The organism is Rhizobium sp. RM, from assembly GCF_013390595.1.
Lineage (GTDB): Bacteria > Pseudomonadota > Alphaproteobacteria > Rhizobiales > Rhizobiaceae > Agrobacterium.
This window is the reverse complement of the sequence record NZ_JACAWV010000008.1, coordinates 384149-399062: the sequence shown is the minus strand read 5'-3', so window position 1 is coordinate 399062 and position 14914 is coordinate 384149. Positions and strand designations below refer to the sequence as shown.

Genomic DNA, 14914 nt, shown 5'->3' with positions numbered 1-14914 from the left:
CTTGTTGTTAATGCCCCGTGCGGTGATACCCGCACCGAATGACCTGACTGGAAGCTCCCAAATGACCGTGCATGTTGAAGAACACATCTGGATTACCATGAGCGATGGCGTGCGCCTTGGTGCGCGCCTGTGGCTGCCAGAAGACGCCGAGCAATCGCCGGTGCCTGCCGTTCTCGAATATATCCCTTACCGCAAGCGTGACGGAACGCGCGGACGTGACGAGCCGATGCATGGTTATTTTGCCAGCCATGGCTACGCCGCCATCCGTGTGGACATGCGCGGCACAGGTGAATCCGATGGCCACATGGCCGATGAATATCTGAAGCAGGAACAGGACGATGCTCTGGAAGTCATCGACTGGATTTCCCGCCAGCCCTGGTGCAGTGGCAATGTCGGCATGATGGGAAAGAGCTGGGGCGGTTTCAACAGCCTGCAGATTGCCGCGCGACGTCCACCGGCCCTGAAGGCCATCATTACCGCCTACTCGACCGACAACCGCTATACCGACGACATCCACTACATGGGTGGCTTGTTGCTGAACGACAATCTGTGGTGGGGAACCATCATGCTTGCCTATCAGAGCCGCCCGCTCGACCCGAAGATCGTTGGCGACGCATGGCGTGACCGCTGGATCGAGAGGCTGGAAAAACTGCCTTTCTTCCCTGCGCTGTGGCTCGAACATCAGCGTTACGACGAGTACTGGAAACACGGCTCGGTCTGCGAGGACTGGAGCGCGATCCAGTGCCCGGTCCTTGCCATTGGCGCCTGGGCAGACAGCTACACCAACCCCGTCTCCAGGCTTCTCGAAAACCTTCAGGTTCCGCGACGCGGCATCATCGGTCCATGGGGCCACATCTATCCGCAGGACGGTGTTCCCGGTCCGGCGATCGGTTTCTTGCAGGAAGCAACACGCTGGTGGGATCATTGGCTGAAGGGCAAGGACACCGGCGTCATGGACGAGCCGATGATGCGCGCTTTCGTAAGCGATACGATCGAGCCGACCGGGACACGAACGACGACACAAGGCCGTTGGGTGGGCGAAACAGCATGGCCTTCACCGCAAATCTCCACCAGGTCACTGTATCTTGGTGCCGGCAAGGAACTCGGCAACGCCGCAGGCAAACCTGCGGTTCTCAACATCCGTTCGCCCCAAAGCCACGGCAAGGCCGGCGGCGAATGGATGGCAACCGGCTGCCCGGGTGAACATCCGACCGATCAACGGCTGGACAATGGTGGTGCACTGGTTTTCGAAACAACGTGCCTCGAAGACGACCTCGACATTCTCGGTGCACCGATTGCACGGCTGCGCATTTCCGCCGATAGCCCCGTTGCGCAGATTTCCCTGCGCCTGAACGATGTCTTGCCGGATGGACGTGTCACGCGCGTCAGCTATCAGGTGTTCAATCTGACGCACCGCGACAGCCACGAAAATCCGGAAGCGCTCGAGCCCGGCAGATTTTATGATGTCGCGATCAAGCTCAATGACTGCGGATATCGCTTTGCGAAGGGTCACAAGTTGCAGCTTGCCATCGCAACTGCTTACTGGCCGATGGTCTGGACATCGCCTTTCGACGCCACACTGAGCGTTTCCGTTGCGGAAAGCGCGCTCGACCTGCCGGTGCGGGCTGCAGGAGACGGTATGCCCGTCCGGTTTGAGGCGCCCGCCCATGGTCCCTCAACACCCATCACGCAGGTTGATCCCGGCTCGGTCCGCCGTTGGACCGAACAGGATCACGAGACGGGTATCAACACCTATGTCACGGAAGGCGTGGGGGGACTGTTCGGCGAGGGCGTGCTGCGGTTCGACGAAATCGATACCGAACTCAGCCACAGCCTGCGCCGGGAACTGACCATCCGCGACAACGACCCACTCTCCGCAAAATACGTTCTGACCCAGACCTATGAAATGGGCCGGGATGGATGGCGCATCAGGATCGAGAGCCGGACCGAAATGCGCTCGGACAAAGACAACTTCTACCTGACGGGGGAACTGTCGGCATTCGAAAATGGCGTTGCCGTTAAAACGAAAGCGTGGGACGAGCGCTTCGCTCGCGACCTGATCTGACGGCCAGGGTGCTCCGAAGCCAGAACGCGAAACTCGGAATGGCATCTGGTTGCCATTCCGGGTGACCGCGGACAAACAAAAGCGCTGAGAAATCAGCGCTTTTTTGCTTGTTGATTTCAGTGAAAAGATGCTGGAGCGGGTGAAGGGAATCGAACCCTCGTATTCAGCTTGGGAAGCTCCGTCTATCGTATGAGTTTCAAAGTCTTGCCTGTAAAACTCGCTTTTTCGCGAAGGAAATCCGACATTGTTTTCAATAGCGCTGTAAAACAATTTCGTATGCTAGATACTTAAGATGCGTAAGCTGGGGTTGAGGTGGCAGTATGGAACATTTGCTAAGATCAGTAGAACAAGCTGTTGATCAGAAAAACTGGTATGCCGCCTTGTTGATCGCTCTCACTCTGCCTGATGTTTCAGCAAAGGTAGACGGTCGCAAAGGAAAGGTTGGTGAGCGCTATGTATCATGGGCGAAAGAATGGATTGAACCAACATATCTGAGAGAAGCGCCGACAAAGCCTCCAGCCATCATGCGCGAGATGTATGAAACGCTTCGAGATCGAACCAATCAAAATGCACCGCGTGACTTCATGAGAAAAATGAAAAGCCTAGCTTCAGGGCCGAGGGTGAAGACCTGCCTTATGACGGCTGGTGACCTCTACGCTTTGCGATGCGCTTACTGTCATGAATACAGTCACGAGTTAGAGAATCACAACGCCAAAGGAATACTGACGAGGTTCCATATTTCTGAGCCACCGAGCAAGGGCAGCATGCATCTGAATATGAAAGATGACGGATGCCTTCAGGTGCAGGTGGATCTGTTTTGCCTAGAGATATCAGAAGGGGTTAGGCAGTGGCTTGCGTCGAGAGGAGGGACGCCTGAAGTGAAGGCAAGCCTTGAGCGAATCTCCGTCATCAAGCCTGCGTTCAATTTCTGAGATTCTTTATAACCATAAGCGCGAGCAGCTCTAAACGCAAAAAGCCGCCCGGCGCAAACCGGACGGCTTTTCCTATTACGCCTTTCGGCGGATCATTTCTTTTTCGAGTTCGTCGATCTGGTCACTCAGGCGATCGACCGCATCGCAGATCTTTTCCGTCCCCCGCTCAAATGACTTTCTCATGTTGACGGCCTCAGCCGTGTGAGCCCTCAATGCATCCGTCGCGTGATTTAATGCTGTCGGGTCGACAATCATCGCCGCGACTTCAGCCTTGGACTGCTTATCATTTCCAGATGATTTTTTCCCTGCCTCCATCCCGTAGTGTCTTACGTAGAAGATGACAGCCAGAGTTGCCCCGAACATCAGCACCGCAGGAAGCGGAAGCTTACTGAGCAGTTCGATTTGTTCCATTCCGAGCTTCCCCTTGGTCATGTGCGGCGCGATGAATGTTGACCAGCTCGCCTATCGCAAAGAGCGGATAAATGGCGAGCCAGGTACTGATGACGCCAGAGGATGCGAAGCCATACGAAATACCTGCCCACATCATGCAGCCGACGAAAGCCGATACTTGCCGGATCTGAGGGGTTACATCCTTTCGTGCGCCGTTGACTGCAAGGCCCACCACACGAAGGCATCCGATAAACGAGAGTGTCCAGCCCAAGGCCGTCTCGGAAGACGGCAGGGCAGCAAAGGCTGAGAATGCCGGCTGATTGAAGGTTTGCGACGGAAGCAGGAGAACGTATCCAAACAGGATCATGTGACCTGAAAGAAACCACTCCATCATGCGCGGCCCAAAGCGATGGCGAATACGCACCCACATGGCCGCACCTTTATAGCCGGGATTTGCGATGCTGGATTTCATAGGCGTTGGACCCTCATCATGGGGCGTTGAACAACATCATTGACTCCGCCCCGAATGAGAACATATTAGGAACATCGGTAAGCGAAAGATCAACGACAACATGGAAACCTATCGATTTCAGACGGGACGATCTGTCGTCACCGTGCGGGCTGAGACCATGCGAGAGGCAGAGATTTTGGCCGCAGAAAAACTCACGGACAGAGCAGCCAAGTTCTTCGTGACGCCGCCCGCTGGTGGATGGAACCTTGAACGCCTACGAGGTGCAGACGCGTGACGGACCAGAAAACCAAATCCGGAGATGGCGTCATCGACCAGCATTGGTGCGAGCATCCCGGCTGCAAGCAGTGGGGCGGCTTTGGCTTCAGCCGAAGCAAGGCTGAAAAATCCACATGGCACTGCTGGGAACACTATCCGCACAAGGAACCGTGACATGTTCGACGATTTAGAGAAGGATATCCGCGTCAGCCTTGCCTTGCCAAGCAGGCCTATGCGCAATGGTTACGCAGGAAGATCTCCGGGCTCTCGCGGAGACACAGCGTTCTCCACGAAGACGATAGCCGAAGACGTGAGCAAGCGAGTTTATCGCAGCTACCATTTCCATGAGGCCGGAAGGCGCGTAGGTGGAGAAGAACTACTAGCGGAGATCCACGGCACCATGAGCGCCGTGCCGATGGAATTGCGCCTCAAATATGCAGACAAGCTTGGCATCAATTCACAGCCAGCCGCTGCAGAGATCGCCGCAAAGATCTTTCAGACGCTGAGCCAGAAATGGGCGATCTCTTATCACCCGGTCTTTGCAAGAGCGCCCGCGATCCCAGACGGAACAAACCACGACTAAGGCGCGACGGCGTCATGCCGCAAGATCTATTGCCGCCTGCGCCACGATCGTTGCCAACCCAGCCCCGACCAGGTCCGATGCCGGCGCCTTCCAATGCAACGCATCAGCAGTTTTTTCTGCAACCCACGGACCAAGGAACAGATCAGAGCGGAAGAGCGCCGCTTTGTTGTCGCTTGCCAAGGTCTTCAATCCAGCCAGCATCTGCGCATCCGTGAAGGTCGAAACGTTCGCAGGATTGATCGGCATTGGCATAGCAAGAATGACCTTCGCCGCTGCGCACTGCGTTATAATGGATTGCAGGTTGGCAAGGTAAGTGGCCAGGCTGTTGCCTGAGCCTCCGACCCGGCGATCGTTGGTTCCCAACATCACGATCACGATATCGAACTGCATGGCGGCCAAACCGGGGAAGGCTCGCCAAGGCTGATCAGCCACCAGCCAATCGGTCGTAGACCAACCGCGCGCGCCCAGATTGATAATGCGGATGTCGTTGATCAATGAATTGTAGGCGATGATCGTGTTCAGGAAAACAGCAGTTGCCCCAGCCCCTCCCTGCTTCTCGATCGTCAGTGCATGCTGACCGACACCCGCCGTGGAGGTGATAAGTGTTTTCTTGAATGCTGGCGTCCCGTTCTGGGCAACGGGAACGACTGCCTCAGTGTCAATTCGGCAGTTCAAAGTCCCGTATGTGTTAACGGGGGTCCATACCTCGAATGTATTGATCGGCGTAGATGGAGCGAACCGACCGACGCCGGATGCCGCAGCAGCTGTTTTTGTGATGAGCAAGCCACCAAGGCCCGTCCCGGCCGCCACGGAAAAAGTGCCCGCCGAATAGCGCGGATCATACAAAGGCAGAGCTGCCGCTCCTGCCTCGTTGTTGTTGTATTCCGACAGACTTTCGGACGACGCCTGGAAGCCCATTTTGCGCAACCAGGCGGCAAGCCGGGTTGGATATGAAAGAGCACGTGCACCATCCATGCTGTATGGACCAGTGCCGCAACCACGACTCCCTTGGCTGTCTGTGATGACACCCACGCGAAGAGCGCGAGATAATGGGAAGGCTTTCACCCCTGGCGGGAACCCGGAATCAGGCACGGAGTTAAACGAGAAGCCGCTCATGTGCGGCTCTCCCTGAAGCCTCGCACCCCTTTTGCAAGCTGTTCCATCGACCGAACATAGACCTTGTCTGTTGACGCCAGACTTGCCGCCAACTCCCGCGAACCGATGTAGGAAAGAGTCACGTAGTTGGCTGTTGTTTTCAGAGGCGCAGCCGCCCCGATGAAGACGCGTGCCGTCGCGCCAAATTCCACCTGCAGACCGAAGCGACTGAAGTTCGCTCCATCGACGGCAAGCTGATACTCGTCAGATCCGGCAACATGAAATGTGTCCGTCATCCTGCTTCTCCTTATTTCCGGCAGGCAGCATCAAGGCTGCATTGGCGATTGTTCGAATAGATGGCCGGACCAGCCGTTTCGTCTTGTGACGCTAAGCGTGCGGCTTCCGCATCTGAAAATGTGACGGCCTGATATCCGGAACCGCTAGTCGCAGGCGCTGTCTGGCAGCCTGCTATCGCGCATGAACACAAGGCAACGATGGCGAGCCGATAGATCCATGAACGCCGCATTGTTCTTCTCCAGTTTGGTAATCCGTTCGAGGGCTTCTTTCGCCGCCTCGACCTGCATCTCTGCGCGCCCCTCGCTGCGGCCTTCGCTCTTGCCGAGATAGAAAGATCCGAGAGCAAGAAGCGCTGCGCCCGCGAGAGCGCCAGCGCCGACTTTCAGCCAATCGGGAATGACGGCCCACATCAGGAAAGCTCCCGCACTTGAGCATTGACCGCCTTGGCGTCGACCTTCTTCCGCCAGAGCAGGAATGCGCCGGCGAGACCGAGTGCAAGCAGTATGATAGCAAGGTTCTGCCAGGGAATACTGCCAACCGCAGCGAGCGAAGACGTGACCGTGCCGCCGGTGAAAGCTGGTACAAGCACCTCTTTCGACTTCCACCAGGGCGCGTCGAGGCTCGGTGGCGTGACTGGCACCGGCTTTTCTTCGGTGACCGGAGCAGCCTTCACAAAGGAAACCCGTGCCTGCGGAGCGAGGCCCACCAAGGTCAAATGGATCGCAGAGCGCGTCTGCGGACCATCCAGTCCGTCGAGTTTGCCCTTGTAGTGACCGGCTTTTCGAGACGCCACCTGGAACGGCAGGATGTCTGTCACGCCATAGCCAAGAACCACAAGCCCCAGACGGGTGTAGTATTCGAGGCGTTCTGCGTAACCGTTCAGACCACCATTGATCTTTCGGGTGATCATCTCAGCATCATTGCGATCTGCATAGACATTCAGGCTTCGTCCGTCCGGATTGCCTTCGTCCCAGTACCAGACTGCAGAAAGGCCTTCCCACGGATCTGTGTTGATCCGGTCCGGATTGTCGACGAAGTTAGGCGGGTTCAAATCCTTGCGCTTGCACCATTCATAGAACTTGCGGATGTTGTATCCGCCGGTAACCTGAATAGGTCCACGCCCACGGTTCTTGTAACCGTCGCCATCTTTCTCCGGCGTGTTGCCGAGATCCGTGCGGGTATCGTAACGCTCCTGCGCTGGCGTCGGACCCCAGATTTCGCGATCATACCGGAAGTTGCCGCTTTCGTGCATGAGCTGCGCGAGGAGCGGTACAGCGCGGTGAGGAAGATCGAGACCGAAATCACGCCCGTACTTCTGCAGCACAATCATCACCGAGTTGAGGTTGCTTTCATTCACGCGCGTTTTCGCAGCCGCGCGTACCTGCGCGGCAGTTACAGCCGTCATGAGGCTTCTCCTGTAAGTGGAACAATTTCAAAGCCGGTTGGTTGGTCTACTGCCTTGGGTTTCTCCAAATACCAGGGCAGTGCGGCCCGCGTATCTGCTACACGCGTACCCACTCAGGAGGTCCGGGGCGGTAGCACGACCGGGCCTCCTAACAAGGAACCAATTCCATCATAATTGATTAAAATAGCGCTGCGTTGGTCTGGCGCGCAGTACTGAGGCCCGTCGTATCCCAACCGCACGCGATGGGCCTCTTTCTACTCGATATCCGTTTTATTGACTCTCAAGCCTAGACGAAGTCTTGTGCGGCATTCCATCTTCGCTATTGAAACGGGGGATGTCGTTTGATCCACGAGGGACTTGATGAGCAACAAGAAACAGGAATGGTCGTCAGAAACTGACGGCAAAACAATCACGCTGACGTCTACGAGCGAGACCGGCGAACAACAATCTATCTCAATCCCGTCTGAAGAGATGGAACGTGCTCTCAAGGCCTTGATGCGCTCTGCAAGTAAAGCCCAAGTCATGAAGTGGGGCGAGAATTCCGCGAAGGAAGAGGTCGCGTCCTTTCCGGCAGCTCAAGCGACAGCGTTTCGCCTCGCCGCCGCTAGAGACAAGCAGTCAGCCATATTGAGGGTAGTATCAACGGCGGGTGCGTTCGATTTCGTTTTCGAACGTGAGGCCGCGCTACATTTCACTGATAGCGCGACCAAGATTGGCGCGATGCTTCGCTCTCCCGACGGGGTAAAGATGAACTGACGACTCAGATGTAGTCCGTTCCACCCGTTCTGCCATCGTCATTGTCAGGGTAAGTCGTATCGACCAATTCGCTCAAGGTCGTTGCCCACTCTACCTGGCTTGGCCCGGTCTTACGGAACACGACCGCAGACCCCTCAAAGCCGGCAGATTTTTCGGCATGCTCTTTCGATGGGCGGTAAACGAAGGGGATTACAAACTGCTCACTGTCCAGCGCGCGCTCGGTGATTTCAAACCCGGTTTTAACGTTGAACAGGGCGTCCCACGACGTGTCTGAGAAGCGCCAGAAGTCCCAAGGCGCGTCGTGCATGCCCAGCGTCTGATGGGTGTGCACGTAACCGATACCGCCAACCTTAAGAACCTTATTCATTTCCGTGACGACACGCCACGGCATGAGCAAGTGCTCAAAAACGGATACTGAATAGACAACATCGAACGTTTCCGGCTCGAAATACTGAGACAGATCGTGAGCGTCACCGACCACATCAACGTTGTCTCCAGCCATGACGTCAAATACCGTCACTTCCGAGTTTGGAAAGGACTTGCTGCGATCGAGCTTGCTTCTTGCCCGGCCTCCGATATCCAAGACTTTGGCACCAGATGTTGCAGACACGGTCTCAACAAACCGTTTGCTCATGTCCACCGTCAAATACCTCTGAGCCCTGTCCTTTGCCAGCTCGCCGAGGTTGACGCGTATCCTCTTCCCCTTCTTGGTGATGAACTCGATTTCCGCAGCTTGCGGAAACGTCGTATCCCCCCTGAATGCATGCAGCCAAAAACCCTTGTTCTCTCCGAGCGTTGCCGAAACGCCTCCATGCGGCTGCCGCACGTCGGAAAGCGACTTAAGATCACCAGCATTGTGCAAGACGACCGATTTCAAGACATCTTCGGGATGATGAAACCACCCCGAGATATAAAGTGCATGATGAAATTTCGAGACCGTGTCTGCCACGAACTCATACCCGTCGATATACATTGCGCCCCCCGGCGTTTGATTTGAAATCGGGCGGCAGTATATCGACGGTGATGCGGCGCGCTAGGGAGCGTTTTGGATATTATTGGGGGTAATGGTGTTTGCACCCACCTTAACAATAGCCTTGGCGCAGTTATTCAGAGAGATGATGTTGTAATCGCTAGCCCCAGCTTCTTCGATGGAGTTTGCAGCCAGGGGCGTTGAGAGGAGGCGATTTCCATCAATGATCGCGCCAGCGACATTACTCAGCTGCAAGTCACGACCGGAGTTGGCCCCGTTCCCATTGAAAATATTGCCGCTGATCACGTGCCGAGAGCCCGTTATTACCGCGCCGTAGTTCCTGCAGCCATTGATAAAGTTACCCTTCACAATTGCGCGGTCGGGGCTGTTCAAAAATACCAATCCATCAGCATTGCCAAGGGTGTTTGATATTTCGTTCCCGATGAGTGTGCAGTTGTCGGCGTTGTCAATCTGCACTGTTCCGTTTGTCGTAGATCCAACTTGCGTCGACACCAGCCAGCAGTAGAACATGTTTTTAAAAACAACACCCACAACGTCGCCATTAAGGTGGCATCCGTGAATGTTGAAACCTTCGTCCCACGCCCCTCCTGCACCGCCCTCGATGTAAAACGCGCCAAGGGTGTTGGAGCCGGTCTTTACGCCCGTTACCTTGCCATCACCAGCATTCAACGTCCTGACGCCGAAGCCATTCCCAAACAGGAACATGTCCGTGAGCAGGAAGTTCGTTGCCTTCTCAAGCCTGATCGCCTCCCCAAAGCCGCTGATGTGCATATTGTTGATATGGATGAGGTGGCAGCGGGCATCCGTGCCACCAGGCACACCCCCTCCTTTTGCGCAGATGCCACGTAAAGCGCCGCCGCTACCAGCCAGCCTGAAATTTGAAAATTCGATACCAGAGGTAAGTGTCGTTCCCGCAGTGTTGTCCTGAATGAATCCATCAATTGCGCCATTGACGGTAACCAAAGAGGTCTCCGCCCCCAGTCCCATGAACTTGATGATCTTACCGGGAGGCACATCGACATCATCAGTCAGACGGAAGTTCTTTCCGGGAGGCAAAAGAATGGTCGCCCTCTGCCCATCTCCAACGGTCGCCATTGCCGCTTCGATCGCTGCACTATCATTGTCGACGCCATTCCCTTTTGCACCAAACCATAAAGGATTAAGCCATCCCTCAGTGTTGACGCGCGCCCAAGCCTTCGTGTTGTCCGAGGTCGAGCGAACCACCATACCATTGGCCGTATCAACCGCACCAACAGTCGAGACATCAGACCAGTTCACCTTTTTAAACTGCCCCTCCCTGCCGGCGGCAAGAAGATAAGCGGCCAGCTTGTTGGAAGGGTCAAGCGCAGCCATCTCCGGAACGGTCGCAGGAAATACGTTGGGCACTGCAGTCAAGGCCGCGTCGCGCGCATCTAGAGCGCCCTGAAGTGCTGCTTCTGCGGCAGCAACGATCGCGGTCGCAACCTGATCAGTGACGATCCTGAAAAACGCACCCGTAACGACGCCCATAACCAACATGCCAGAGACCAATCCACCCACAGCAACATCGTTTGCGCTGTTGGTCTTAATGGTAAGTACTGCGCCGTCATTGAAGCTTACGGTTACCGGAGACGCAGTGTTTGTCTCTGATACAGGCAGCAGGACAAGTGCGGACGCGCTGACAGGAATGCTCGTGGTCGCTTCAATCGCATTCGGGTCGCCGTCGCCAGTGTTAGATGCAAAGATGAAGCTATACGGCAGATCGGCAACGCGCGACCATGAGCCGGAACCAGGCGCTCCAATCTTCCGATATACACCGTTGTTCGCAACAACCGCATCACCGATCACCCATGCGGAGCTATTTGCTACGTGGGTCAAATCCGCATCCAGTGCGGCCTTCGTGACAAAAACGAACCCTCCAGAAGCGGTGAATGCGGAAATGATCGTCTCATACTGCTTTAAAAGAGTACGAATTTCAGGCTTTCGCGGCTGATGCGGTCCAGACGACGGGACACCCTCAGTTTCGAAGTCGCGAAATACCTCGGCAGCTGTTAGCGGCATGCGATGCTCTCCGTTATCAAGTTACGATTATTACGCCAGTCGCTACGGGAGTTGCAGCAGTTCCAGACGCATTGATGGAAACGATGAAGCCATATTTTGTGCCAGCGGTGACGCCTGTCACAACACGGCCATCAGCGATGTTTGCGGGGCCATATTCGGTCGCCACAAGCGAAGCGCCGACAAAGGTGTTACTGGTGTTGAGGTATAGGCGGACACCTGCGTAGTTGGGGCTGTTTGGCGCCGTCCAAGAGAAACTGACTTGCCCACTCCCGCCGGCAGCCGAAGCTCCGATGACTGCAGCTGGCGGTGAAGGATCGGCTGTCGCCGTCCTTATCTCGTAGTCTGTCCAGTCCGAACTGGCGCCATTCGACCACGCCTTCAACCTAAAACGGTATTGAGCGCCGTCTGAGAGATAGTTGGAACGAACTTGTACGTCGCCCGACTTAGAGTTGGTCGACCTCGCAGGCTCCGAGCCTGATACGGTCTCCCACTCCAATTCATAAATCAATGCGTTCGATACAAGGTCCCACGTTGCGAGAGCATAGGCAGCCGTTTGACCGCCGGCCAACGTTTCGTTTTGTATAGTGACGTTGAAGTTCACCGGCAGTGGTACACCACCTCGCGGCAGAGGTTCAACATTCGTGCCGGGCTCACCCTCTTCCGTTGAGGCATTGAAGTCATAAATATTGTCAGGAACGACTATCCCCGAAAACTCGACAGTCATGTTGCGAAGAGACAACTTTGGTGTCGCTGTTATCTCCACCAAGACCTCATTCATTTTTGGCGGCAGATGCACTCGAACGAAGCGTCTGTAGGGCACTTTTTTCGCAGGCTCATAGTGAGCAAGGATTGAAACCTTAGGTGCATTCGCCCTGATGTATGTTATTTTCTGAAGGCGCTGGACGTGATTGTGACTCTGGATTGCCGTGTTATCCAAGGTCTTAGTGCGTTCCGTATCCTCACCAATGTAAGGATTTCCATAGATGGCCGCGTCAGCAGAATTATAGTCGTTGCCTGGGTCTGTATAACGACCACGAACGGCGAGAACCGTTGAGCTATCTCTCGTGTTCCCATCCAGCTGAAAGCTGATAACATCTTCTCTGACAAGCCTGACATCAGGCTCAACGAATTCTCCAGCATGAACACCAATCAGGCCGTCCGGGCGCTCAAAGACAACAAGTTCCGCCGCCTGATCCATCATCCTGCCGACTTGCACAGGATCATTATCTGCCCGAAACCACATGCCACCGTGATAGCGATTTTCGCTTCCACCGGACCGGTTAATGACGATCTGGTCACAAACATTGGCCGCATGAGACCAGTCCGGCAGATACATATCAGCCAAGCTGAGCTTCCCGCCGACTGGATTTGTGAGGTGCCACAATCGCATCAGCGCTATGTTTGTTCGGAAAACGACATCACCAATCCGAGGATCATAAAGCAGAGCACCGTCAATAACAGCTGAAGGCACTGGCATTTGGTTTGGGTAAACCGACAAGTAGCTTTCACTGCCAGCCGTGGCGCAACTCATCCGGATTGTGGCTAATCCGTCCCCTCGATGATCGTTCGACCAGATTGTAGGGAAATTACTCACGATGTCGGGATAAGCCGTCTCTGCATTGAGGCCAAGCCTGGTATTGTAGATGACATAGTAATCCGTCCCACTGGTAACAAAATGCGACGGCGACGTTACTCTTCCCAGGCCATCGAGTGTGGCCTTCTCATCATGAAGATAATGCTGCACGTATCCTTGGATTTGGTGCGCTGCCATGACGATAATGTGGAAGGCATAACCGTTGATTTCCTCCAGAAAAGCGTAGTCGCCCCCCTTTTTTACTCGACCCAAAACATAGGCCAGAGACGGGACGTTCTGCTTTAGGTTGTAGCTTCCGTCCTCCGGTTTCGGTACGCTCGGCTTATCGACGAACAAACCTTGCAAGAGCGCGGCGCCATAGGCCAGCCCTCCGTACGCCAAGGCAAGAGTGCCTAGATACAGAGCGTTTGCAGCAAGCGTCGTTGTTGCGAGCGATGATACAATCAACGCGCCAAGTTCGATCAGACCTGTCATTGTTTTAAATCGCCCAGATTGCCAAGGATTTCGCGCTCATTGGCGCCACTCCATTGATGAAGCGGACCAACCATCGACCTCCATCAAAAATCGCGCCGAACTGGTGATCTATGTTCCGGCTGCTTCCGATTACACCAATACTCCCACACACCGGTGTCTCGATGGTCTTGGCATTGATCTTGGCAGCGCAAGCGCCAACCAGCAGCGCAACGTTTCCGGCTTCACTAATGTGGCGACGGAAACCCTCGTCGCTGTCGTAAGTGCCACGTAAGTGCTCGGCAGGGTCGCTATGCCCCAACCAGATTGCCCAAGAAGCCAGAAACATGCAGCAGTCAACGCGACCTGGCATCCATGGCTTATCTCTATAGGAGTGAAGAAATGCAGCCAGCGTTTGATCCATCACCAGTTCGGCCACCTGATAGTTTTGTCTCGCAATGTATTCACGCGCTCAGCGAACCTGTCCAGCGGAGCTGACGGGTTGAGTACCTTCGCTCGAGCCTTCTGGTCCACATCGGAAAGCACAGAACCATTCGCGAGAGTACGAAGCGTAAAGCGGTTGGTCACTTCGACAGTCACTGTGGACTGAATCCCCGAAGAATTCGCGGTATCCGAGAACAGGAGGTTGTCCACCCTGCCGGTGAACTTCACATCTGGGTTGCCCGCAGGCTGCTCAAATTCATCGCACTCCTGAAGAAGAATTCGAAAGCGAGAACCCTTGATCGCCTCAGACTGATAGTCTTGCCAGATTTGGTTAGACGTTTTCTCATCAATACCCGACAGAACCAACGCCAGAGTGAACGCCTCGGCGTTGATTGCCATCTCGATCTGATTGAGGGCATCTTCCGTGAGAACGCAAGCTCTCCAGATTTCTCCCGCATCATCAACGAACGGTCCACCGGAACCATCCCACAAGCGGATGACCCCGGAGGGAAGGTCCACCTGGCACAATACCCGCAGCGATTGAATTGCCATTACACCAGCCCCAACGCGAGCTTATTCCAGTAGTCGGTCGCCTCAACGAAAGACACCGAACGTCGCTCGAAGGGGACCGGATCGACCCCAGCCCCCATCTGATCGTCAGACGATAGGTGGCAAAGACAAGTTGGCTCATCAAATTCCAGGTCTGCATCGGACGGTATCAGAGAGCGCACCGTCGGCGATATCGAGACGGTGATCACTCCGTCTTCTTCCTGAATAATCCGACCGGTCTCGTAGAGCGCATGCTCATACGAAAAGCGCACACCTGAAAGATCGGATGACCCAGAAATTACACGGAGTCGGATTGTCGTCTGACCAATAGCGGAAACGCCCACCGTCTTGATCGACATCGCCCCCTGAGAATACTCCGTCCCATCTGAAAAGGTTGAGAGATCACTGTGCGGAACAAGCGACCCCTCCTCATAACCTCCCGATGCGTAAGGCGCGACATCCTGTGACCAGACAGGAACGGCAATCAGCCCCGACCGACCACCAAGCGCGCTTCGGATTGCTAGCCAGCTACGACGCTGAGCGACCGAAGAAACGGGCACATCAGCATGCTCCACAGACCAGAATCCGAGATCAGT

The 14914-nt window shown here is 55.2% G+C and carries 17 protein-coding genes; 5 read left to right on the top strand and 12 right to left on the bottom strand.

Translation table 11 applies throughout. The features are described 5' to 3' along the window. Nucleotides 1-61: 61 nt before the first annotated feature. Both HWX89_RS10905 and HWX89_RS10900 read left to right on the top strand, forming a co-directional pair. Nucleotides 62-2065 carry a CocE/NonD family hydrolase gene (locus tag HWX89_RS10905; RefSeq protein ID WP_138794504.1) on the top strand — a complete coding sequence of 668 codons (2004 nt, stop codon included), beginning with the start codon at nt 62-64 and terminating at the stop codon, nt 2063-2065. Between the two features lie 320 nt (nt 2066-2385). Beyond that, nucleotides 2386-2997 carry a hypothetical protein gene (locus HWX89_RS10900; RefSeq protein ID WP_138794503.1) on the top strand — a complete coding sequence of 204 codons (612 nt, stop codon included), beginning with the start codon at nt 2386-2388 and terminating at the stop codon, nt 2995-2997. A gap of 75 nt (nt 2998-3072) precedes the next feature. On the opposite strand, the gene HWX89_RS10895 is transcribed toward HWX89_RS10900, so the two are convergent. Both HWX89_RS10895 and HWX89_RS10890 read right to left on the bottom strand, forming a co-directional pair. Further along, nucleotides 3073-3408: a hypothetical protein gene (locus HWX89_RS10895; protein ID WP_138794502.1), complete on the bottom strand. Its 336-nt coding sequence runs from the start codon at nt 3406-3408 to the stop codon at nt 3073-3075. After that, nucleotides 3383-3859, bottom strand: a complete 477-nt coding sequence (locus tag HWX89_RS10890; protein ID WP_138794501.1) for a hypothetical protein — start codon at nt 3857-3859, stop codon at nt 3383-3385. Before HWX89_RS10890 ends, HWX89_RS10895 begins: the two co-directional genes overlap by 26 nt. Nucleotides 3860-4129: 270 nt before the next feature. Here HWX89_RS10890 and HWX89_RS10885 point away from each other — a divergent pair, with 270 nt between their 5' ends. Further along, nucleotides 4130-4288 carry a hypothetical protein gene (locus HWX89_RS10885; RefSeq protein WP_178340703.1) on the top strand — a complete coding sequence of 53 codons (159 nt, stop codon included), beginning with the start codon at nt 4130-4132 and terminating at the stop codon, nt 4286-4288. Between the two features lies 1 nt (nt 4289). Beyond that, nucleotides 4290-4697, top strand: coding sequence for a hypothetical protein (locus tag HWX89_RS10880; protein WP_138794500.1), 408 nt, complete (start codon nt 4290-4292; stop codon nt 4695-4697). A 12-nt stretch (nt 4698-4709) separates the two neighbouring features. Here HWX89_RS10880 and HWX89_RS10875 read toward each other — a convergent pair whose 3' ends face one another. The 4 genes from HWX89_RS10875 to HWX89_RS10860 form a co-directional block, all read right to left on the bottom strand. Continuing rightward, nucleotides 4710-5813: an SGNH/GDSL hydrolase family protein gene (locus HWX89_RS10875; protein ID WP_138794499.1), complete on the bottom strand. Its 1104-nt coding sequence runs from the start codon at nt 5811-5813 to the stop codon at nt 4710-4712. After that, nucleotides 5810-6088, bottom strand: a complete 279-nt coding sequence (locus tag HWX89_RS10870) for a hypothetical protein (protein WP_138794498.1) — start codon at nt 6086-6088, stop codon at nt 5810-5812. Before HWX89_RS10870 ends, HWX89_RS10875 begins: the two co-directional genes overlap by 4 nt. A 144-nt stretch (nt 6089-6232) precedes the next feature. After that, nucleotides 6233-6499: a hypothetical protein gene (locus HWX89_RS10865; RefSeq protein ID WP_138794497.1), complete on the bottom strand. Its 267-nt coding sequence runs from the start codon at nt 6497-6499 to the stop codon at nt 6233-6235. Next, nucleotides 6499-7494: a glycoside hydrolase family 19 protein gene (locus HWX89_RS10860; protein ID WP_178340702.1), complete on the bottom strand. Its 996-nt coding sequence runs from the start codon at nt 7492-7494 to the stop codon at nt 6499-6501. The genes HWX89_RS10865 and HWX89_RS10860 overlap by 1 nt, the downstream gene beginning before the upstream one ends. 360 nt (nt 7495-7854) lie before the next feature. On the opposite strand from HWX89_RS10860, the gene HWX89_RS10855 reads away from it, so the two are divergent. Continuing rightward, nucleotides 7855-8250: a hypothetical protein gene (locus tag HWX89_RS10855; RefSeq protein ID WP_138794494.1), complete on the top strand. Its 396-nt coding sequence runs from the start codon at nt 7855-7857 to the stop codon at nt 8248-8250. Nucleotides 8251-8254: 4 nt separating this feature from the next. On the opposite strand, the gene HWX89_RS10850 is transcribed toward HWX89_RS10855, so the two are convergent. Genes HWX89_RS10850 through HWX89_RS10825 form a run of 6 tightly spaced genes read right to left on the bottom strand, consistent with a single transcriptional unit; the run spans nt 8255 to nt 14878 of the window. Continuing rightward, complete coding sequence (locus HWX89_RS10850) at nt 8255-9223, bottom strand: class I SAM-dependent methyltransferase (protein ID WP_138794493.1); 969 nt, start codon at nt 9221-9223, stop codon at nt 8255-8257. 60 nt (nt 9224-9283) lie between these two features. Beyond that, on the bottom strand, nt 9284-11281 hold the full coding sequence (locus HWX89_RS10845) for a hypothetical protein (RefSeq protein WP_138794492.1): 1998 nt from the start codon (nt 11279-11281) through the stop codon (nt 9284-9286). Nucleotides 11282-11297: 16 nt separating this feature from the next. Continuing rightward, nucleotides 11298-13349, bottom strand: coding sequence for a phage tail protein (locus tag HWX89_RS10840; RefSeq protein ID WP_138794491.1), 2052 nt, complete (start codon nt 13347-13349; stop codon nt 11298-11300). Between the two features lie 4 nt (nt 13350-13353). Continuing rightward, on the bottom strand, nt 13354-13764 hold the full coding sequence (locus HWX89_RS10835) for a DUF6950 family protein (RefSeq protein ID WP_138794490.1): 411 nt from the start codon (nt 13762-13764) through the stop codon (nt 13354-13356). Then, the gene (locus tag HWX89_RS10830) at nt 13749-14321 is read right to left on the bottom strand and encodes a hypothetical protein (RefSeq protein WP_178340701.1); all 573 of its coding nucleotides are present in this window, start codon (nt 14319-14321) and stop codon (nt 13749-13751) included. The genes HWX89_RS10835 and HWX89_RS10830 overlap by 16 nt, the downstream gene beginning before the upstream one ends. Next, on the bottom strand, nt 14321-14878 hold the full coding sequence (locus tag HWX89_RS10825) for a hypothetical protein (protein WP_246705132.1): 558 nt from the start codon (nt 14876-14878) through the stop codon (nt 14321-14323). The genes HWX89_RS10830 and HWX89_RS10825 overlap by 1 nt, the downstream gene beginning before the upstream one ends. Nucleotides 14879-14914: the final 36 nt, after the last annotated feature.